This window comes from Pseudomonas sp. P129 (assembly GCF_020312195.1).
Classification (GTDB): Bacteria; Pseudomonadota; Gammaproteobacteria; order Pseudomonadales; family Pseudomonadaceae; genus Aquipseudomonas; species Aquipseudomonas fragariae.
Genome location: NZ_JAGPYS010000001.1, coordinates 348468 through 368977 on the forward strand (window position 1 = coordinate 348468; position 20510 = coordinate 368977).

General features: G+C 58.2%; 14 protein-coding genes. 1 reads left to right on the top strand and 13 read right to left on the bottom strand.

The annotated features are described in order from the left end of the window. Positions 1 to 41 precede the first annotated feature (41 nt). The 3 genes from KBY02_RS01590 to KBY02_RS01600 all read right to left on the bottom strand — a co-directional run bounded on the left by KBY02_RS01590 (position 42) and on the right by KBY02_RS01600 (position 3209). On the bottom strand, positions 42 to 851 hold the full coding sequence (locus KBY02_RS01590; RefSeq protein ID WP_003400020.1) for a hypothetical protein: 810 nt from the start codon (positions 849 to 851) through the stop codon (positions 42 to 44). A 113-nt stretch (positions 852 to 964) separates the two neighbouring features. Next, positions 965 to 1957, bottom strand: coding sequence for an alpha-xenorhabdolysin family binary toxin subunit B (locus KBY02_RS01595; protein ID WP_060409562.1), 993 nt, complete (start codon positions 1955 to 1957; stop codon positions 965 to 967). Between the two features lie 7 nt (positions 1958 to 1964). Next, a complete protein-coding gene (locus KBY02_RS01600; protein ID WP_003400026.1) occupies positions 1965 to 3209 on the bottom strand; it encodes an alpha-xenorhabdolysin family binary toxin subunit A in 1245 nt (414 codons plus the stop codon). Between the two features lie 341 nt (positions 3210 to 3550). Here KBY02_RS01600 and KBY02_RS01605 point away from each other — a divergent pair, with 341 nt between their 5' ends. Continuing rightward, a complete protein-coding gene (locus KBY02_RS01605) occupies positions 3551 to 6073 on the top strand; it encodes a PepSY domain-containing protein (RefSeq protein ID WP_096135004.1) in 2523 nt (840 codons plus the stop codon). A 100-nt stretch (positions 6074 to 6173) separates the two neighbouring features. On the opposite strand, the gene KBY02_RS01610 is transcribed toward KBY02_RS01605, so the two are convergent. From KBY02_RS01610 to KBY02_RS01655, 10 genes are all read right to left on the bottom strand, one after another. Beyond that, on the bottom strand, positions 6174 to 7148 hold the full coding sequence (locus tag KBY02_RS01610) for a peptide ABC transporter ATP-binding protein (protein ID WP_003400031.1): 975 nt from the start codon (positions 7146 to 7148) through the stop codon (positions 6174 to 6176). Further along, positions 7148 to 8116 (bottom strand): ABC transporter ATP-binding protein, encoded by a 969-nt coding sequence (locus KBY02_RS01615; protein WP_010436785.1) that lies wholly within the window; start codon positions 8114 to 8116, stop codon positions 7148 to 7150. The genes KBY02_RS01610 and KBY02_RS01615 overlap by 1 nt, the downstream gene beginning before the upstream one ends. Before the next feature lie 10 nt (positions 8117 to 8126). Continuing rightward, complete coding sequence (locus KBY02_RS01620; RefSeq protein ID WP_002555194.1) at positions 8127 to 9038, bottom strand: ABC transporter permease subunit; 912 nt, start codon at positions 9036 to 9038, stop codon at positions 8127 to 8129. Between the two features lie 10 nt (positions 9039 to 9048). After that, positions 9049 to 10059 (bottom strand): ABC transporter permease subunit, encoded by a 1011-nt coding sequence (locus KBY02_RS01625; protein ID WP_003400038.1) that lies wholly within the window; start codon positions 10057 to 10059, stop codon positions 9049 to 9051. 74 nt (positions 10060 to 10133) lie between these two features. Beyond that, a complete protein-coding gene (locus KBY02_RS01630; protein WP_024640035.1) occupies positions 10134 to 11729 on the bottom strand; it encodes an ABC transporter substrate-binding protein in 1596 nt (531 codons plus the stop codon). A gap of 82 nt (positions 11730 to 11811) precedes the next feature. Then, the gene (locus KBY02_RS01635) at positions 11812 to 13227 is read right to left on the bottom strand and encodes an OprD family porin (RefSeq protein ID WP_024642523.1); all 1416 of its coding nucleotides are present in this window, start codon (positions 13225 to 13227) and stop codon (positions 11812 to 11814) included. A gap of 156 nt (positions 13228 to 13383) precedes the next feature. Continuing rightward, on the bottom strand, positions 13384 to 14976 hold the full coding sequence (locus KBY02_RS01640; protein ID WP_011268912.1) for an ABC transporter substrate-binding protein: 1593 nt from the start codon (positions 14974 to 14976) through the stop codon (positions 13384 to 13386). 318 nt (positions 14977 to 15294) lie between these two features. After that, on the bottom strand, positions 15295 to 16923 hold the full coding sequence (locus KBY02_RS01645) for an ABC transporter substrate-binding protein (RefSeq protein ID WP_024659405.1): 1629 nt from the start codon (positions 16921 to 16923) through the stop codon (positions 15295 to 15297). Between the two features lie 257 nt (positions 16924 to 17180). After that, on the bottom strand, positions 17181 to 18788 hold the full coding sequence (locus KBY02_RS01650) for an ABC transporter substrate-binding protein (protein ID WP_024652359.1): 1608 nt from the start codon (positions 18786 to 18788) through the stop codon (positions 17181 to 17183). 96 nt (positions 18789 to 18884) lie between these two features. Then, complete coding sequence (locus KBY02_RS01655) at positions 18885 to 20441, bottom strand: HET-C-related protein (RefSeq protein WP_225649719.1); 1557 nt, start codon at positions 20439 to 20441, stop codon at positions 18885 to 18887. Between the last annotated feature and the right edge of the window lie 69 nt (positions 20442 to 20510).

Here is a 20510-nt window from a genome sequence, read left to right on the forward strand (position 1 = left end):
CCCGCGAGTGATCGCGGGTTTTTTTTGCGTTTCATCCGGGGTCAGGCAGTCAGCTCCTGCCCAGTGTCGAACCCTTTGGAAAGACGCTGGATTTCCCGCACGTTGACCAGTAGCAGCCCTGATGCCAGGCGGTCACGCGAAGGTGTGTCGGCTTTACGTACGCCGATAATGCTGCCCACACAGGCCCAGAGCAGTTCCCACATTCGCGACAGGTAGGCACCCAGATTACTGGCGGCCGTGTAAGCGCGGGTGTACCACCCTGACGCTCGGTACGCATAACCTTGTGCACGAAACAGTCGTTCTTGCGCGTCGATCGCATCCGGTGCACCGAATGACAGCGGCAGGGCGTTTGCCAGATTTTCCCGGAGAGGGTTGCCCGGCTTCAGTCCGAACTTGCGGCTATAGCGAGAGATAGCGTCGTTCAGGAAGTCAATAAGTCGCGGCAGAATGGTGCAGATACCCTGGGTCAGTTTCTGTACGGTCTGTTCCTCGTTATCGAACTCGTTCTCGAACGCTATCAGCCGATCGCCTGCGGAGCCCCTCAGTTGCACGGCCAGCTTCTGGTGCTGCGTTGCATTTCCGGAAAACTGCGTGAGTTCTGCCGTCAGGGCGTCAAGTCGTCTGTGCATCGCCATCAACTTGGGCATAAGCGTTGACCAGACAGATAAGTCCTTGTAGGCCCTGTCAAGCACATTGCGTAGTTCGGGAATGGGGTCGGCGCTGCGTCCGGCCAGCGGCACCTGATCAAGATGGACCTTGAAAGAGCGGGTCAATTCCGGAAGCCTCTGCAAGACCTGCAGGTAAGTGGTGAGGTCCTTGAAGTCGCTTTGGTACAAGAGTTGTTCTGTCATGCTGGCCCCTCGAGAGTTGATGACTTTTTGGCTGCTGTCGAACGGCAGGTGTATAAACGCGGGTTGCAACGGGCGTACAGGCCATTCCCCTTGCAACCCGAGCTACGCTGCTATCAGCGAATGCGGCTCAAGTAGCCGATCAACTGTCGGCCCGACTCGATCAGGCGCATGCTGCGTTGGCTGTCATCGGATGTACCCGTGGTGTTGACGTCCAGAAAGCTGTCCAGCGCGTTTTTGATTTTCTGGTATTGCTCGACATAAGCGGCCCGTTGCTCGTCAAAAGCGTTGAAGCATTCAAGCAGTTCAATGCGCTGTGCGAACCCCATTTTGTCCTTGTCCAGGCTTGCCAATTGCTGGGACAGAGCATTGATGCGCTCGCGAAAACCATCACGGCGTTTGATCATCGCGATGAGGTTGATTCCCGCTGCCCCCTTTTCCAGGGTCGCCTTCATTTGCTCAAGCGCCAGCATGATCACGGCGAGTTGCGGGGGCTGCATTCCCAGGCCGAGCACCTTCTCCGCAGTGATCAAGGTGTCCTTGGCAATACTCGCCAGCCCCTTGCTTTCCAGGGCGTCGATAGCGCTGCTCAGCACTTGACGCTCGTCTTTCAACTTCGCCAGGCTGGTGTGTGAAACATCGAGTTCGATGCCGACTTTTGCCATGTCACCTTCCAGACTCTGTACAAACTCAGCGGTCTGCTGTCGATCGATACCTTGCGTCAGTCCACTCACAGCATTGGCCAGTTGATCGGCCGTTGCAGTGACATTGTTCACAAGGCGCTGACACTGAGCGTCAATATCTTCCAGATCCTCGGCATCTATGGGAGTAGCGGAGGGTTGAGCGTACTGCGTCAGCAGGGTGGTCTTCGACTCGATATCAATGATCAGCCGTTCAGCGTGTTCTCCGAGGCGCTGCTGTTCAGTGACGGCCAGGATGTTCAGGCGCGTGAGCTTTTCATAAAGGTTGGGCAGGTACTGGGTCTTGGCAAACAGCAGGTCTGCCTTTACCAGACTGTTACGCATGAGTTGCAGGCTGCGAGTCATGGCGGCGCGGTCAGGTGCTTGAGCCGAGAAGGCGGTGTCATTGAGCGTGAGCGTATTTTTCATTGTCGAGTTATCCATAAATCCGTTTATATTCTTCATCGGCTTCCTTGAACACATTAAGCAAGGCGTCCGAGTCATCTTCGATGGTCTTCCAGGGTTGAACGACTTGTCTGAAGTGATTCATAAATTGCCTTAAGGACAAGGCGTCGTTTATCTCGGACGCCGATCCCACAGACGCCTCAATGAACAGAAAAAGCTTGTTCCATACGGTAATCAGGTTTTTAGTGGCCACGTCGGCATCGACCACAATCGTCGCCAGGTTCTGCAAATTAAACTTTACCCTGCTCAATGAGCCCAGAATATTGTTCTTGTCTTGCAAGGTGTCTATGTCGGCGGCTTGTTGTGCGATTAATTCATTGCGTGCGTACCTGGCATTCTCAGCCTCGACGCCAAAGTAAATGCCCAGTGCCAGACCCGCAATGTTCAAGCTACTGACCGAATTCAACGATTGTTGTACCGTCGCCTTGTATTCCTTGTTCTTTTCATCGATGTCCTTTGCGCGCTGCTCGATATCCAGGGTCAGCTTCGCCACGTCGGCTGGCAGTGAGCTGTTGTCGATGGCAACCATCTTGCGTTGTATCTCGGGCCCGACATGCAGCGACAGGTCCAGGCCGAACTGATCCAGCTCCTTCTTGATGGTTTGGGCATCGGCCAGATTGGCGGTGATCAGGTCCAGTATATCGGTGAGGTGGTAGCCTATTTCCTTGGTGATCTCCTTATCGTTTTCATCCAGCGCGATGCCCGGGAAGTCCTTGCCCAGTTCAAGGGTCAAGCGTTTAACATCCTCCAGTGTCTTGATCTGATAATGGTCAACGATTTTCCCGGTCCGGATGTCGTCGTTGATCTCCTCCATGCTTTGGCCGTACACGAGCATCTTGCCTGCGAAGACTTTCAGTTTGCTGCCTATGCCCAGAAGGTCGGTGCGCAGAGGACTCCAGCGACGTGCATGCCGGTGGATAAGGTTGAAACTTTTCAGAAAGTCTTCAGGTTCAAGCCCGACACCGGCACCTTTTGAATAGCCGAGATAAACAATGACATCGTCCAGTTCAATGGGCAGAGCGAGGCCCGCCAATTCATATTTCTTGAGGTTGATAATCTGCTCTTTGGTCAGAATCAGACCGGGTGCACGGGTGACCTGCTTGTTAGTGGCAGACGACATCGTACCGAACAGTTCGGCCGTTTTTATCGCCTCATCCGCCTTGAGGTCACCGGATAAAGGTTCTGCCTTCACGACGTCATAAAACATTGGGTGCATGGATATGTCCTTATTTCCACTGGGAGAACAGAAATTGATCCCCTCCACGAGTTAATGTTCTCGTGCTGAAAAAGATTAGAGTTTCAGGGCGGAGGGCGTCAAAGCAGAAACATGGTTTAAAGATGTAAGACACCTGACTATTTGCAGTCAGCCGTCGTGGGCAACTGCCTTTTTAAATGGAGGTGGTATAGGGGTAGATTTAATGTTCTTTATAAGGATGTTTTTACTCGTCAGCGGCGCGACTGGACAGGGAAACCCGCGTTGCCTCGATTTAAAGATGAGAATGTGTCGCGGTTGGAGCATAATGCGCGCCGCAGCCCGCAGAGGGGGGAGCGTCGGCGTTGAAGAAAGTCCTGTTTCAACTGCACTGGTTCTTCGGGATCACGGCAGGTCTGGTGTTGACCCTCATGGGGATGACCGGTGCGCTGTATTCGTTCGAGGACGAAATTCTCGATGCGCTGAATCCGAATGTGCTGTTGGTCGAGTCGCGAGGTGCCACGCTGCCGCCCGTCGAACTGGTGCGCAGGCTGGAAGCTGCGACCGGCCTGACGGTCGCTATTCTGCGTGTCGAAACCACCGGCAATCGTGTCGCTCAGGTCTTCTTCACGCCCAAAGCGGGCGAGCGTCGAGGCCCCAAGCGCAATTTCGATCCCTACACCGGCGAGCTGAAAGGCAATGCGGTGGGGGAAGGGTTTTTCGACTTTGTCCTGAAGCTGCACCGTTATCTGGCCGTGGGCGAGGCGGGCAAGCAGGTCACGGCGGCGTGTACGCTGATTCTGGTGTTCTTTTGCCTGTCCGGACTGTACCTGCGCTGGCCTCGCGCAGTGCGGAACTGGCGGGTCTGGCTGACGGTTGACTGGGCGAAGAAGGGGCGCAGTTTTAACTGGGACCTGCATTCGATCTTCGGCACCTGGTGCTTGTTGTTCTACCTGTTGTTCGCCATCACGGGGCTCACCTGGTCATATGACTGGGTGAGCAACGGCCTGAATAAACTGATCGGGGATCCGCCGCTCGAGGAGGGCATCGCTGCCCCAGCCAAGGCTGCCGGAAGATTGCCGCTGGTGGTCGATTACGTGGCGGTCTGGGACAGTATCCGGAAGACCGCAGGGCCGGACTTGCGGGCTTATAACCTGCGCCTGCCTGCTGCAGGCGGTCAGCCTGCCACCGTGTTTTACCTGCTCAAGGATTCTCCGCACCCGCGTGCGCTGAACACCATCACCCTTGATCCGGCCAATGGTCAGGTCAGCTCGGTTGTACGCTATGCCGAACGCAGTTTCGGTGCGCAATTACTGGCCAGCAATTACGCGCTGCACGTCGGCAGTTACTTCGGGCTCGTCGGGCGAATCATCATGACCGGCGCATCGTTGCTGATGCCGCTGTTCTTTATTACTGGCTGGTTGCTGTACCTGGATCGACGTCGCAAGAAGCGCGGTATCGAGCGTGCACGCGGCGATGTTCAGGGTGGTGATCACGACGATGAAGCGTCCTGGCTCGTCTGTTTCGCCAGTCAAAGCGGTTTCGCCGAGCAATTGGCCTGGCAGACCGCCGGCCAGTTGCAGGCTTCGGGATTGTCGGTACGCGTGAAGCGGCTGGGCGATCTGAGCGAAGAAGAACTATGCCGAAGCCGTAATGCCCTGTTCGTTGTCAGTACCTTTGGTGACGGGGAGGCGCCGGACAGTGCCCGACGTTTCGAGCGCAAGCTGCTGGGTAGTCCGCTTTCACTGAACCAGCTCGATTATGCCGTTCTGGCGCTGGGCGACCGGCAGTACCCGCATTTTTGCGGCTTTGCCCATCGTTTGCACGGCTGGTTGACCGAGCTGGGCGGACGCAGCCTGTTCCCGCCCGTTGAAGTCGACAGCGCCGATCCTGCAGCCCTGCAACACTGGCAGCAGCAATTGGGGCAGGTGACCGGTTGCGCGCCTGCAGCGCACTGGCAGGCACCGGTTTTCGAGAACTGGACGCTGACTCGGCGCGCGCTATTGAACGCTGGCAGCAGTGGTTCGAAGGTCTATCTGCTGGACTTGACGCCACCTACCTCGGCGCACTGGCAGGCGGGGGATCTGGTCGAGGTGATGCCGCGTCACACGCTGCGGGTCATCGAGCCGTTTCTCGCCGGGCTGGGTGTCGATCCGGATGCATTGGTCAGCGTGGATGGTTTGCAGGAGCCGCTCGCGCAGGCGCTGGCAAGCCGCCAGCTACCGCAGAACCGTGCGCATCTGGTGGGGCTGCATGCGCAGGCGTTGATCGATGCGCTGGTGCTGGTCTCCGTACGCGAATACTCGATTGCCTCGATTCCAGAGGACGGCTGTCTGCAGCTCATCGTGCGCCAGGAAGTGCATGCCGACGGCAGCCTGGGGCTGGGCTCGGGATGGCTTACCGAACACTGTGCCCTGGGCGGTGCCGTCAGCCTGCGTTTACGCCGCAACAGCAGCTTTCATCTGCCTGCCGAGCCGCTGCCATTGATCCTGCTGGGCAATGGCACGGGGCTGGCCGGTTTGCGTAGCCTGCTCAAGGCGCGTATCGCTCAAGGGCGAGTGCGCAACTGGTTGTTGTTCGGCGAACGTAACCGCGCGCATGACTTCCATTGCGGTGCTGAACTGCAGAGCTGGTTGCAGGCTGGCCATCTGACGCGTCTGGACCTGGCTTTTTCCCGGGATCAGGCAGAAAAGATCTACGTGCAGGATCGCTTGCGCGAGGCGGCCGATGAACTGCGTCTATGGCTCGACAACGGTGCAGCGATTTACATCTGTGGAAGCTTGCTGGGTATGGCGGCGGGCGTGGATCAGGTGCTGAACGAGGTGCTGGGCGAGCAGGCAGTCAGGGAACTGATCGAGGAAGGGCGTTATCGGCGGGACGTGTATTGACTAGCGAAGATCGGACGCAGAGCGTCCAGAACTGCGTGCCCACGCTGGAGCGTGGGCACGATAGTCTTGTAGCTTGTAGCTTGTAGCTTGTAGCTTGTAGCTACGCCGCTACGAATTGCTCGGCGTAATGGCATGCCACCTGACGGTTATCCACCAGGCGCAGCTCCGGCACTTCGGCTGCACAACGCTCGGTCGCATAGGGGCAGCGCTTGTGGAAGGCGCAGCCGCTTGGCGGGTTGAGCGGATTGGGCAGCTCGCCGACGATCTTGATCTTCGGCTTGAGCGGGTCCGGGTGGATGGTCGGGGTCGCCGACAGCAGCGCCTGCGTGTACGGGTGCAGCGGACGGTTGTAGATCTCTTCCTTGGGACCCATTTCCGCAGGCCGGCCCAGGTACATCACCAATACCGTATCGGCGACATGACGCACCACCGACAGGTTGTGGGAGATGAACACATAGGCGGTGTTGAATTCCTGCTGCAGGTCCATGAACAGGTTCAGTACCTGGGCCTGAATCGATACGTCCAGCGCTGAAGTCGGCTCGTCCGCTACCAGCACTTTGGGCTGCAGCATCATTGCCCTGGCCAGCGCGATACGCTGACGCTGACCGCCGGAGAACATGTGCGGGTAGCGCTGATAGTGCTCAGGGCGCAAACCGACCTGGGCCATCATCGCCTGCACTTTCTCGCGGCGTTCGGCGGCCGACAGATTGGTGTTGATCAGCAGCGGCTCGCCGAGCTGATCCCCGACTTTCTGCCTTGGGTTGAGCGAGGCATAAGGGCTCTGGAAGACCATCTGCACGTCCTTGCGCAACTGCTTGCGCTCGGCCTTGCTGGCCCCGGCAACTTCCTGACCGGCGATTTTGAGCGAGCCGGATGAAGGCTCTTCAATCAGTGTCAGCGCGCGCGCCAGTGTCGATTTGCCACAGCCGGACTCGCCGACCACAGCCAGAGTCTTGCCGGCTTCCAGTTCAAAGGACACCCCGTTAAGCGCACGCACCAGCGCCGAGCCCTTGAACAGGCCGCGGGAAACTTCGTAGTGACGGGTAAGGTCGCGGGCGGTCAGTACGACGCTCATTACGCCACCTCCTGATTCAAGGGATAGAAGCAGCGCGCCAGGCTGTGCGCCTTGGGATCAAGGGCAGGGCGTTCGGTACGGCAGTTGTCGCGTACGTACGGGCAGCGCGGAGACAGCAGGCAACCCTGTGGACGGTCATAGCGGCCCGGGACCATGCCCGGCAGCGTGGCGAGGCGCTCGGCGCCCATGCTGTGCTCGGGAATGGCGGCCAGCAAGGCTTCGCTGTACGGGTGGGCAGGGACATCGAACAGCCCAGGCACCTGACCGACTTCGACGGCCTGACCGGCGTACATCACGCAGACTCGCTGGGCGGTTTCGGCCACGACAGCCAGGTCGTGAGTGATCAGCACCAGTGCCATGTCCTGCTCTTTTTGCAGGCTCAGCAGCAGCTCCATGATCTGCGCCTGGATGGTCACGTCCAGCGCGGTAGTCGGTTCGTCGGCGATCAGCAGTTTCGGTTCGCCGGCAATCGCCATGGCAATCGCCACACGCTGGCTCATGCCACCGGACAGTTGGTGCGGGTAGGCATTCAGGCGCGCAGCGGCGCCAGGGATCTCGACCTTTTCCAGCAGTTCCAGTGCACGCTGGCGTGCGGCCTTGCCCGACATGTTCAGGTGCTGGCGCAGCACTTCCTCGATCTGGAAACCCACGGTATAGCTGGGGTTCAGAGCGGTCATCGGGTCCTGAAAGACCATCGCCAGGTCTTTGCCGATGATGCGTCGACGCTGCCGCGAGTTGAGCTTGAGCAGGTCGTTGCCGTCGAAATTGAGCGCGTCGGCGGTGATGATGCCGGGGGAGTCGATCAGCCCCATCAGCGCCATCATGGTCACCGATTTACCGGAACCCGATTCGCCGACGATGGCCAGTACTTCTCCCTTTTCGACGCTCAGGGACAGGCCGTCCACAACAGGTACGGCCTTGGCGTCGCCGAAGCGGACGTTGAGATTCTTGATTTCAAGAAGTGACATGCGAATCTCCTCAGGCGGCGTTCTTGAGTTTCGGGTCCAGCGCATCGCGCAGACCGTCGCCCATCAGGTTGATTGCCAGCACGCTGAGCAAAATGGTCAGACCGGGCAGGCTCACGACCCACCAGGCACGTTCGATGTAGTCGCGCGCCGAGGCGAGCATGGTGCCCCACTCAGGCGTCGGTGGCTGTACGCCCAGACCCAGGAAGCCCAGCGCTGCGGCATCGAGAATCGCCGACGAGAAGCTCAGGGTCGCCTGAACGATCAGCGGTGCCATGCAGTTGGGCAGCACGGTGATGAACATCAGGCGTGGCAGTGTGGCGCCAGCCAGACGGGCAGCCGTCACGTAGTCGCGGTTCAGCTCGCCCATCACCGCAGCGCGGGTCAGACGAACATAGGAAGGCAGCGACACGATGGCGATGGCGATTACGGTATTGATCAAGCCTGGGCCGAGGATCGCCACGATGGCCACAGCCAGCAGCAGCGAAGGCAGGGCGAGCATGATGTCCATCAGGCGCATCACCGAAGGGCCGAGCACGCGAGGGAAGAAGCCCGCCAGCAGGCCCAGCAGAATGCCGGGGATCAGCGACATGACCACCGATGCCAGACCGATCAGCAGCGACAGGCGCGAGCCCTGGATCAGACGTGACAGCAGATCGCGGCCCAGTTCGTCGGTACCGAGGATGAATTGCCATTGGCCGCCTTCGAGCCACACCGGAGGCGTCAGCAGGAAGTCGCGGTATTGCTCGCTCGGGTCATGGGGTGCAACCCAGGGCGCGAACAGGGCGCAGAACACGATCAGGATCATGAACAGCAGGCCGGCAACCGCGCCTTTGTTTTTCGAGAAGGCTTGCCAGAATTCTTTGTACGGGGATGGGTAAAGCAGGCTTTGATCGACTGCTACCGCAGGAGTAGGGGTGCTCATATCGATGATCTCAGCGCTGGTGACGAATGCGTGGGTTGGCAAAGCCGTAGAGGATATCCACCACGAAATTGACCAGGATCACCAGACAGGCGATCAGCAGAATGCCGTTTTGCACGACCGGGTAGTCCCGGGCGCCAATGGCTTCGATCAACCACTTGCCGATACCCGGCCAGGAGAAGATCGTTTCGGTCAGTACCGCACCGGCCAGCAAGGTACCGATTTGCAGACCGAACACGGTCAGTACCGGAATCAGCGCATTGCGCAGGCCATGAACGAATACCACACGGGCAGGCGACAGGCCTTTGGCTCTGGCGGTACGCACGTAGTCTTCACGCAGCACTTCGAGCATCGACGAGCGAGTCATCCGGGCGATCACCGCGAGCGGGATGGTGCCCAGTACGATGGCCGGCAGAATCATGTGGTGCAGGGCATCGAGGAACGAACCCTGTTCGTCACTGAGCAGCGTGTCGATCAGCATGAAGCCGGTGACCGGCGGAATGTCGTACAGCAGGTCGATGCGCCCGGAAACCGGGGTCCAGCCCAGCGTTACCGAGAAGAACATGATGAGGATCAGGCCCCACCAGAAGATCGGCATGGAATAACCGGCGAGGGAAATCCCCATGACCCCATGGTCGAACAGGGACCCTCGCTTGAGTGCGGCGATCACCCCGGCCAGCAGGCCGAGAATACCCGCGAAAATCAGCGCCGCCAGCGACAACTCCAGGGTTGCCGGGAACAGCGAAGTGAATTCGGACCAGACACTGGTGCGCGTACGCAGCGATTCACCGAGGTCGCCCTGGGCGAGCTTGCCGATGTAATCGATGTACTGGGCGTAGAGGGGTTTGTTCAGACCCAGACGCTCCATGGCCTGAGCGTGCATTTCCGGATCGACACGGCGCTCACCCATCATGACTTCGACCGGATCGCCCGGAATCAGACGAATCAGGGCGAAGGTCAATAAGGTGATGCCGAAGAAAGTGGGTATCAGCAACCCCACTCGGCGGGCGATAAAACTAAACATCTTGGTGTGTACCTCATCAGCCGGTTAGGCGTGCTCCGGCGAGTCTCGGGTTATGAGCTCGCCGGATTATTTTTCTACTTCACCTGGGTAGTGGCGAAGTTGTTGGTTGTGAGCGGGCTGATTTGGTAGCCCTCCACATTTTTACGCATAGCGGTGAACATTCGGGTGTGAGCCATGCTGATCCACGGCTGATCCTTGTTGAATATTGCCTGGGCCTGTTCATAGAGCGCAGCGCGTTCCTCGGGGTTCACTGTTTCACGCGCCTGATCGATCAGCTTCTGGAAATCGGCGTTGCACCAGCGGGCGTAGTTCTCGCCGTTTTTCGCCGCTTCGCAGCTCAGCATCGGAGTCAGGAAGTTATCAGGGTCGCCATTGTCGCCTGCCCAGCCGGCAGACACCATGTCATGTTCGCCATTCTTGGCGCGTTTGAGCATTTCACCCCATTCCATGACACGGATGTCGATCTTGATACCGATCTTCGCCAGGTCCGATTGCATCATTTGCGCGCCGAGCATCGGGTTGGGGTTGGTCGGGCCACCGCCGTTGCGGGTGAACAGGGTAAACGTAGTGCCTTCCGGTACACCTGCCTCCTTCAGCAAGGCGCGTGCCTTGTCGAGGTCAATCGGTGGGTTCTTCAGATCTTTGTTATAACCCAGCAGGGTCGGCGGATACGGGTTGACCGCTACCAGCGCATTGCCCTTGCCGAACACCGCGTTGACATAAGCGTTCTTGTCGAACGTCATGTCAATGGCTTTGCGGACTCGCACATCGCTCAGGTACTTGTGCGTGGTATTGATTGCAATGTAGCCGGTGGTCATTGCCTCCAGCTCATCGATTTTCAGATTCGGATCTTTCTTGATGCTCGGTACGTCGTCCGGCTTCGGATACAGCGCGATCTGACATTCGTTGGCCTTGAGCTTCTGCAGGCGCACATTGTTGTCAGTGGCGATGGCCAGAATCAGGGCATCGGCAGGCGGCTTGCCGCGGAAATAGTCGGGGTTGGCCTTGAAGCGTACCTGTGCATCCTTGGCATAGCGCTGGAAGATGAACGGACCGGTGCCGATCGGCTTGCTGTTGAGGTCGCCGGTCTTGTTGGCTTTCAACAGTTGGTCGGCGTATTCAGCCGGGTAGATCGAAGCGAAGGCCATCGCGAGGTCGGCCAGGAATGGCGCTTCGCGGCGGGTCAGGGTGAACTTGACGGTGTAGTCGTCAGTTTTCTCGACGCTTTTCAGCAGCTCTTTGAAACCCATGCTTTCAAAGTAGGGGAAGCCGACGCTCGATTTGTCATGCCACGGGTGCTTCGGGTCCAGTTGACGCTGAAAACTCCAGAGCACATCGTCGGCGTTCATGTCGCGGGTCGGTTTGAAGTAGTCGGTGGTGTGGAACTTGACGCCTTTACGCAAGTGGAAGGTGTACGTTAGGCCATCGTCGCTGATGTCCCAGGAGTCAGCCAGCGCAGGAATCACTTCCGTGGTGCCGGGCTTGAAATCCGCGAGGCGGTTGAACACGGTTTCAGCCACGGCATCGGCCGTCACTGCTGTCGTGTATTGCACCATGTCGAAGCCTTCGGGGCTGGCTTCGGTGCAGACCACCAGGGGTTTTGCCGAAACACTGACGGCGACGCTGAGCAGGGCCAGGGCGATCGAGTTGCGTAGCGATAACAGTTTCATTGTGAACCCTCCATAGAGTTGACGCCGATGGTGATGTTGGGACGCGAGGCTGTTGCCTTGCGCCCCAACGGTTTTCAGCGAATCAAAGAATGTTGAACGGAACGGTGGTCACCAGACGGAATTCGTTGATGTTGCCATCAGCCTGATTCTCGCTGGCGCGGTGGGTGGTGTAAGTGGCGCGGATGGCGGTGGCCTTGAGCGGGCCGGACTGCACGGAGTACGACGTACCGATACCGTATTCGTAGTGAGTCTCGCCGTCCATTGCGTTTACGCCGCTCGGTGTACGAACGCCATTGATGGTCTGGACGTCGCCGTAGACGTTGCCTTTGTATTTGGTGCCGTCGATGTCCCAGCCACGAGCCTGGTAGATGTTGAATTTCAGACCCGGCACGCCGTATTCGGCCATGTTCAGTACGTAGGCGATCTGCAGGGATTTCTCGTTCGGGCCGTTGAAGTCCGAGAGCAGGGAGTTGGCCAGGAAGATCGCGTTGGTGTCGTGCGCATAGTCGAAGTACTCATCGCCAGATACTTGCTGATAGGCAAGGCTGATGCTGTGAGCATTGTGTGTACCGGTGAAGGACAGGCTGTAGGTATCGTTGTCGATAGGGCCCTGTTTGCTTTGACCGGAGTCCTTGGTCTTGTAGTAGTTCAGGTTGGTGCTGAGCGCCAGCGCCTTGCTGTCACCCAGTTCGTGGGTGAAACCGAAGTAGTACTGGTGCCAGAAATCTTCCAGATTCGATGCGTAAAAGCTGGTTGTCAGGCTGTCGGTCGGCTTGTAGTCAGCGCCGAACATGTCCAGACGGTCGGCGGTCTGGCTGCGATCACCGTACTCGGAGCGGAACTTGTCCAGGCTCTGCTCCATACGTGGCGATACGCGGTCGAAACTACCGGCTTGAAAGGACAGGTTATTCAGCTCGTCGCTCTGTACGGCAACACCCTGGAAGCTGGAGGGCAGTGCGCGGTTGCCGATGAAGGCGATGACCGGGGTGTTCACCGATTGGCGACCCATGGTCAGTACGGTGTTGGAAACCCGCGCCTTGACGTTGCCCAGGCCCATCTTGCTCCACTGACCGACTGCGTCGCCGTCTCTGTGCGCCAGGGTACGGTTGGAACTGCCGGCGAAGTCGTCGGTGTCGCGGTCCAGTGCAATGGCGTTGTACAGCGCCAGCTCGGTGGAGAAACCTACAACACCCTGGGTGTAACCCGAGGTGTAGTTGACGATCGTGCCCTGCTGCCAGTTGATACGACGCGAGGTCTGCTCGGCAATGCCGTTGTCGTTGTAGCGAAACACTTCGCCACGACGTTTGAGTTCATTGGCGTACCAGTTACGGGTCGTGCCGGTCAGGTGTTGATCTTCGATAAAACCGTTGGCGTCGGCCTGTGCATTCTTTGAACTCAGCTCGGTCGGTACGAACGTCTGGCTTGCCGGTTCAGCCTGAACCAGTGCGCCAAACGACGAGAGAGACAATGCCAATAACGCAGTGCTAGTTGTTTTCACGATGTGCAGCTCCCTTTATCACTTTTTTATATGCCAGTTCTTTGAGCCTGGCTTTTGGTGGTGCAGGACTTTGGGTCCTGCGTTGTTATAGGTATCGACGCGCAAGTACCCGCTCTCGCCGTGACACAAGACGGCGAGGGCGTGCGGAGTTTTCGATCAATCGACGATGCTGACGCCTGAAAAGTTGTTGCGACCGAACGGGCTGACGTGGAAGTCCCTGACCTCGGCGCGCAATGGCTGATTGACGGTCGAGTGGGCAATCGGTGTGATCGGCACCTGCTCCTTCAGGTAGCGCTGCGCCCGTTGGTACAGTTCGGTACGCTTCACGCGGTCAGTGGTCGCAACCGCGTCCTTGATCAGGTCGTCGTATTTCTTGTCGCACCACATCGAATAGTTGTTGCCGCCAATCGCGTCGCAGCTGTAAAGCGTGCCCAGCCAGTTGTCCGGGTCACCGTTGTCGCCGGTCCAGCCGATCAGCGAGATATCGTGCTCGCCGTTTTTGGTGCGTTTGAGGTATTCACCCCATTCGTAACTGACGATCTTGACCTTGATACCGACCTTGGCCCAGTCGGCCTGAAGCATTTCAGCCATCAGTTTGGCGTTGGGGTTGTACGGACGCTGAACCGGCATGGCCCACAGGGTTAGTTCCGTGCCTTCCTTGACGCCAGCGGCACGCAACAGGGTCCTGGCTTTTTCCGGGTCGTAGGGGGCGTCCTTGATGCTGTCGTCATAGGACCACTGGGTCGGTGGCATGGCGTTGACTGCCAGTTGCCCCGCGCCCTGATAAACCGCGTTGATGATCGCCTTTTTGTTGACGGCCATGTCCAGCGCCTGACGGACTTGCAGCTTGCCCAGCGGTTCGTGGCGCACGTTGTAAGAGATGTAGCCGAGGTTGAAGCCTGGCTTCTCGATGACCTGCAGGCTTTTGTCTGCCTTGAGGCTGGCGAGGTCCGCCGGACGCGGGTTGACCGAGACCTGGCATTCGTTGGCCTTGAGCTTTTGCATGCGCGCGGAGGCGTCGGTCACGATGGCGAAGATCAACTGGTCGATTTTCACCCGGCTCGGGTCCCAGAATTCCTTGTTGCCCTTGTAGCGAATCTGCGAATCCTTCTGATAGCGCTGAAACACGAACGGCCCTGTACCGATAGGCTGCTGATTGATGTCGCGCACGTCGCCCTTGGCCATCAGCTGTTCGGCGTACTCGGCGGAGAGAATGCCGGCGAAGTTCATCGCGATGTTCTGGATGAATGCCGCATCGACCGTATTGAGGGTGAAGACGACGGTCAGCGGGTCGGTCTTCTCGACGGACTTGATCTTCTTGTTCAGGCCCATGCCGGTGAAGTAGGGGAACTCGGTCGGGTAAGCGACACGGAACGGATGATCGGGCTTGAGCATGCGATTGAAGGTGAACAGCACGTCGTCGGCGTTGAAGTCACGGCTGGGCTTGAAGTTCTTGTTGCTGTGGAACTTCACGCCCTCGCGCAGATGAAACGTGTAGACCAGGCCGTCTTCCGAGGTGTCCCAGGAAGTCGCCAGCGCTGGAACCACGGTGGTATCGCCTTGCTTGAATTCGGTGAGTCGATTGTAGATCGGCTCGGATGCATCGTTATCGGTGGAGGAAGTGTATTGAGCACCGTCGAAGCCAGCCGGGCTCGCTTCGGAGCAAAACACCAGATTGCTTGCCGCCTGGGCAAACGGGGCCAGTGCCAACAGTCCCAGGCACGACGTCATCGCAAGAGTTTTACGCATGATGATCCCTATCCTCGAAGGATGAGCCGAGGCTCTAATATCTAACTGGCCCAAAGGCCTCGCCCCACGCAATTTTGCACGACATGCCCGGTACACCTGGACACGAAGCGGCGTGCTTCCCGCCATTGCCGCTGCCCTTCGACGGTAAGTCGTCAGAGGCACGCGGTATATAGGCTCGAAGGCTGCAAAGCTCGTAGGAAATATCTTAGTGATAGTAGAAGAATGCCGTTATCGGCACGTTTCAACCCATCACTCGGGGCTTATATTCAAGTAGAGCGGTTTGCTGCGCCGGGTGAGCGGCGCAGCAAACAGTCGCTTTTACTTGCCGCTCACGCTCACACCGTAAAAGGAGTTCAAGCCAAACGGGCTGATCTTGAAGTCCTGTACTTTGGAGCTCATGGGTTGATAGACCGTCGAGTGCGCAATAGGCGTCATTGGCACGGCGTCTTTCAGGAGGTGTTGCGCCTGCTTGTACAGTTTGGTGCGCTCGGTCTGATCGGACGTTTGCTTGGCCTGATGGATCAGCGTGTCGAACGGCTTGTCGCACCATTTGGCAAAGTTGTTGCCATTCAGGGCGTCGCAGCCGAACAGGGTGCCGAGCCAGTTGTCCGGGTCACCATTGTCACCGCTCCAGCCGATCAGCATGGCACCGTTCTCGCCATTCTTGGCGCGCTTGATGTACTCGCCCCATTCATAGCTGACGATCTTGGCGTTGATACCGATCTTCTTCCAGTCGGACTGGAGCATTTCGGCCATCAGTTTGGCGTTGGGGTTGTAAGGACGCTGAACCGGCATCGCCCACAGGGTGATTTCGGTGCCTTCCTTGATGCCGGCTTCCTTGAGCAACTGGCGAGCTTTCTCGGGATCGTACTTGGCGTCCTTGATGGTGGTGTCATAGGACCACTGGGTCGGCGGCATGGCGTTGACCGCCAATTGACCTGCACTCTGGTAAACGGAGTCGATGATCTGCTGCTTGTTGACCGCCATGTCCAGCGCCTTACGCACTTCCAACTGAGCCAGCGGGTTTGGATGGTCTTCGCCCTTGATCTGAGGCATCACGTTGTAGGCGATGTAACCCAGGTTGAAGCCCGCCTGATCAGGCATCTTCAGGCTTTTGTCTTCCTTGAGGATTTTGACGTCGGCAGGACGCGGATAAGCCGTGATCTGGCATTCGTTTTTCTTGAGCTTCTGCATGCGCACCGAAGCATCGGTGGTGATGGCGAAGATCAGATTGTCGACCTTGACGTCCTCAGGCTTCCAGTAATCCTTGTTGCCGGTGTAACGGATGTTGGAGTCTTTCTGGTAGCTCTTGAACACGAACGGGCCAGTGCCGATCGGCTGCTGATTGATCAGCTCCGGCTTGCCTTCCTTGAGCAGCTTGGCGGCGTACTCTGCGGACTGGATGGACGCGAAGCTCATCGCCATGTTCTGGATGAACGCGGCGTCGACCATGCCCAGCACGAACTTGACGGTGTGATCGTCGATCTTCTCGATCTTCTTGATGTTGGTGTCCATCGCCATATCGGTGAAGTACGGGAATTCGGTCGGGTACGCTTTGCGGTAAGGCATGTCCTTGTCGATCATGCGATTGAACGTGAACAGCACGTCATCGGCATTGAATTCACGGGTCGGCTTGAAGTACGGCGTGGTGTGGAATTTGACGCCTTCGCGAAGGTGGAAGGTGTACGTCAGACCATCTTCGGAGATGTCCCATTTGGTCGCCAGGCCCGGCACTACGGCGGTGCCGCCGCGCTCAAACTGACTCAGGCGGTTGAAGATGGTCTCTGCCGAGGCGTCGAAGTCAGTACCAGTGGTGTATTGACCCGGATCGAAGCCCGCTGGGCTGCCCTCGGAACAGAACACCAGATTCGATGCCGCGTGAGCGAAAGGTGCGCTGGCGAGCAAGCTGGCGCCGACCAGAAACGGAATGACCGCGTGTTTGAGCATGGTTGCCTCAGTTGTTGTCATTTTTGATTAGAGGGAACGACCTCGTGAGCCGATCCGTCCGATACTTATGCAGGGGCCATACCCAAAGCAAGACAGTGAGGCGAAAGAAGCGACAAAGAGTGGCACGATCGTACAGGAATGTCGCGAAAGTGTAACTTTCTTGGTAGTTGATCGTTTGCGCGACGCTTTTTCGATTATTTCGCGCACCAATAAGGCGCAACCGGGTGAGAAAAATGCACCCGGTTGGCGCTGTGTTGTTACTTCACTGTTCCCAGGCTGACACCATAAAAGGGTGTCAGACCGAAGGGACTGATCTTGAAGTCCTGCACTTCCTGGCGCATCGGCTGAAACACCTTGGAGTTGGCAATCGGGGTGATCGGCACCTGCTGCTTGAGAATGTGTTGAGCCTGTTGATAGAGCTTGATGCGTTCATCGCGGTTGCTGGTCAGCTTGGCCTGCTGCACCAGCTTGTCATAGGCCGGGTCGCACCATTTGGCGTAGTTGCTGCCTTTGACGGCTGCGCAGCTGTAAAGCACGCCGAGCCAGTTGTCGGGGTCACCGTTATCACCGGTCCAGCCGTAAATCATCGCGTCATGCTCGCCGGCCTTGGCGCGCTTGATGTATTCGCCCCATTCATAGCTGACGATGTTGGCCTTGATACCGATTTTCTCCCAGTCGGACTGGATCATCTGTGCCGACATGCGTGCATTGGGGTTCGACGCGCGCTGCACAGTCATGGCCCACAGGTCGATTTTGGTACCCGGCGCTACACCTGCTTCCTTGAGCAGCTGCCTGGCTTTGGTCAGGTCGTGCGGGGCGTCCTTGATGGTCGGATCGAAGCTCCACTGACCCGGCGGCAGCGCATTTTCAGCCAGCTGGCCCGCGCTCTGATAAACCGCTTTGATGATCGCCGGCTTGTCGATGGCCATGTCCAGCGCCTGGCGGACCTTGAGCTGATCCAGCGGCGGATGCGTAACGTTGTAGGCCACGAAGCCCAGGTTGAAGCCTGGCTGGCTGAGGACCTTGAGTTTCGGGTCCTTTTTCATCTCCTCGATGTCCTGTGGACGCGGATAGCCGCTGACCTGGCATTCGTTGGCCTTGAGCTTCTGCAGGCGCACGGCGGCATCACTGCTGATCGAGAAGATCAGGTTGTCGATCTTCACATCCTCCGGCTTCCAGTACTGGGTATTGCCGACGTAACGGATCTGCGAATCCTTCTGGTAGCGCTTGAAGACGAACGGACCAGTGCCGATGGGCTTCTGGTTCAGGTCTTCGGCCTTGCCTTCCTTGAGCAGCTTGTCTGCGTACTCGGCAGACTGAATGGATGCGAAGCTCATGGCCAGGTTCTGCACGAAGGCCGCATCGATGTTGTTCAGGGTGAACTTGACGGTCAGCGGGTCGACTTTCTCGACGCTCTTGATCGTCGTATTCAGGCCCATGTCGGTGAAGTAGGGCGACTCGGACGGATACGCCTTGCGGAACGGGTGGTTGGCATCGAGCAGGCGGTTGAAGGTGAACAGCACGTCATCGGCGTTAAACGTGCGCGTCGGGGTGAAATAATCCGTGGTATGGAATTTCACGCCATCGCGCAGGTGAAAGGTGTAGGTCAGGCCATCCGGCGAAACGTCCCAGCGCGTGGCCAGACCCGGCTCCACTTCCGTACCGCCACGCTTGAACTGGGTCAGACGGTTGAAAACGGTTTCGGCCGAGGCATCGAAGTCGGTGCCGCTGGTGTACTGGCTGGGGTCGAAACCGGCCGGGCTGGCTTCAGAGCAATACACCAGCGTGCTTGCCGCGTGGGCCAAAGGCGCGCAGGCCAGCAGCGCGGTGGTCAGCAGCAGCGGTTTGAAAAGTGTGTGTCCCATGGATCCCTCGCGTGGTACGGCAGTAACCGTGCTTGAAAGTCGACAATCAGCTAGACAACGGATAGTGCCGTACTTGGTCGGGGTCGGACAATACGCTTACTGGCCGGTAATCCTCGCCCAGAGGTCTGCCAGCGACACACTTTCAAAAAACACGTCCAGAAAATTGCTGCCGTCCTGACTAAAACGCTGCAAGTCCTTTTTCGTGCTTTGCTGCAATTGGATTCTGGTCTGGTCCAGCTCGCTCTTGAGTGTCGCCCGCTCGACCTGTTCTGGATTGGCCTCGGCCCATTCCCGGACAATCGCGTCCTGCCAGTCGCAGTCCATGGGATGAGTGAAGAACCGCGTGGCTACCCGGACCGGTTGTTCGGCGCCTTCCTTGCCATGCCATTGGCCCAGAACGGCCTGACCTACTTGCAGCACGGCCTTTCTGGCGAGGGTTGCGGCAAGCACATGCAGCGGGTGCTGCGCATGATCCTTGGCCAGTTGCGAATGTGACGGATCGGTCGAGCCGCTGCTATTGGGGTCTTCGTCGAGCAGGGTCTGCAGGTCGTCGACGCTGTTGCCAAGCCAGATGGCCAGACTTTGCATGACGGTGCCAAATGCATTGCCAAGCAATCGCCCCGGCGTACCGATGAAGGCGTAGAACTGTTCGACCTGTTCGGAGAACGGCTGGCTGGCCCACTGGTCCCGCGCTTCGAGAAAGGCCTCGTAACCCGCGAGCAGTCGCGGATCAGGGTGCTCGCCCAGAACGATCTGAATAATCTGGTCGCGCTCGTAACGTTCTCCAGCCTTGATCGCTTCGAACGGTTTTTCGTCTGTCGAGAACAGAATCCTGCCAAGCGGCTCAGCGAGGCTGGCGATGATATCGCTGCCACCGAGCGTACCGGTTACCAGCGGCAGACGGTGCTTGCAGTCTGCTTCGGACGTCCAGGGCAGAATGCGCTCATGGCCGAGTTTGATCAGGCTGAGTTCGGCGAAGTTGGAGTGGGCGAAGAAGTCTTCGAGAATGTGCAGCGCCGCGCCCATGTCGCGCAAACCGTCTGTAGAGCCGGGGCCGCCATTGACGGCCGATTCCAGCCCCGCAGCCATCACCTCCACCGAGCGCTGAATGTAGCGTTTCATCGAGGTGTCATGGTCGACCTTCAATAGCGGATCGTCAGGCAGCACCCAGGCGTCGAAGTCGGCGTCGCGTTCTTTTGGATTGGCCGGTTTGGGGTCGGGGGTTCTGGGGTTGTCGATGTGTTCAGCAGGACGATAGACGCCGAGGCGCTCTGCGGTCACGACGAAGCGCGAGCGGTCTGCCTTCATCAGATCGGTGAATTCCTTGACTGCCAGCACGTCCACAATGCGCGTCAGTGCGTCACGGGAAAGCAGGTCAGGGAAGCTTTTCGGCATGCTTGTCGCCCTGACGATTTTCGGATCAAGCAACTGCGAGTAGTCGCGCAGCCAGTTGCCGAAATAGATCGCGCGGATTTCCTCAGGCCTGAAACCTGCAGATTCGAGAACGGCTTCGATAGCGCCATGGGTATGTTTGTGTTTGTCGCCATCACCGGCTTCGAATCTCAAGGGGGTTGGAAGCGGTTCGCGATGGGTATTCATGCCCTGATCGTTGACAGTGGCAGGGTTGCGGGAAGCGTTATGCGGGGGATTCATCCTTGATTCCTTGATGGCAAGCGCGCGTTGGCCGGTTCGCTCAGCCAAGGCGATAGTGCTCGGAAGTGA

Bases quoted from the DNA above. Each gene is read 5' to 3' on its own strand.
- KBY02_RS01590 (WP_003400020.1), bottom strand. From the start codon at position 851: ATGACAGAACAACTCTTGTACCAAAGCGACTTCAAGGACCTCACCACT.
- KBY02_RS01595 (WP_060409562.1), bottom strand. From the start codon at position 1,957: ATGAAAAATACGCTCACGCTCAATGACACCGCCTTCTCGGCTCAAGCA.
- KBY02_RS01600 (WP_003400026.1), bottom strand. From the start codon at position 3,209: ATGCACCCAATGTTTTATGACGTCGTGAAGGCAGAACCTTTATCCGGT.
- KBY02_RS01610 (WP_003400031.1), bottom strand. From the start codon at position 7,148: ATGAGCGTCGTACTGACCGCCCGCGACCTTACCCGTCACTACGAAGTT.
- KBY02_RS01615 (WP_010436785.1), bottom strand. From the start codon at position 8,116: ATGTCACTTCTTGAAATCAAGAATCTCAACGTCCGCTTCGGCGACGCC.
- KBY02_RS01620 (WP_002555194.1), bottom strand. From the start codon at position 9,038: ATGAGCACCCCTACTCCTGCGGTAGCAGTCGATCAAAGCCTGCTTTAC.
- KBY02_RS01625 (WP_003400038.1), bottom strand. From the start codon at position 10,059: ATGTTTAGTTTTATCGCCCGCCGAGTGGGGTTGCTGATACCCACTTTC.
- KBY02_RS01630 (WP_024640035.1), bottom strand. From the start codon at position 11,729: ATGAAACTGTTATCGCTACGCAACTCGATCGCCCTGGCCCTGCTCAGC.
- KBY02_RS01640 (WP_011268912.1), bottom strand. From the start codon at position 14,976: ATGCGTAAAACTCTTGCGATGACGTCGTGCCTGGGACTGTTGGCACTG.
- KBY02_RS01645 (WP_024659405.1), bottom strand. From the start codon at position 16,923: ATGCTCAAACACGCGGTCATTCCGTTTCTGGTCGGCGCCAGCTTGCTC.
- KBY02_RS01650 (WP_024652359.1), bottom strand. From the start codon at position 18,788: ATGGGACACACACTTTTCAAACCGCTGCTGCTGACCACCGCGCTGCTG.
- KBY02_RS01655 (WP_225649719.1), bottom strand. From the start codon at position 20,441: ATGAATCCCCCGCATAACGCTTCCCGCAACCCTGCCACTGTCAACGAT.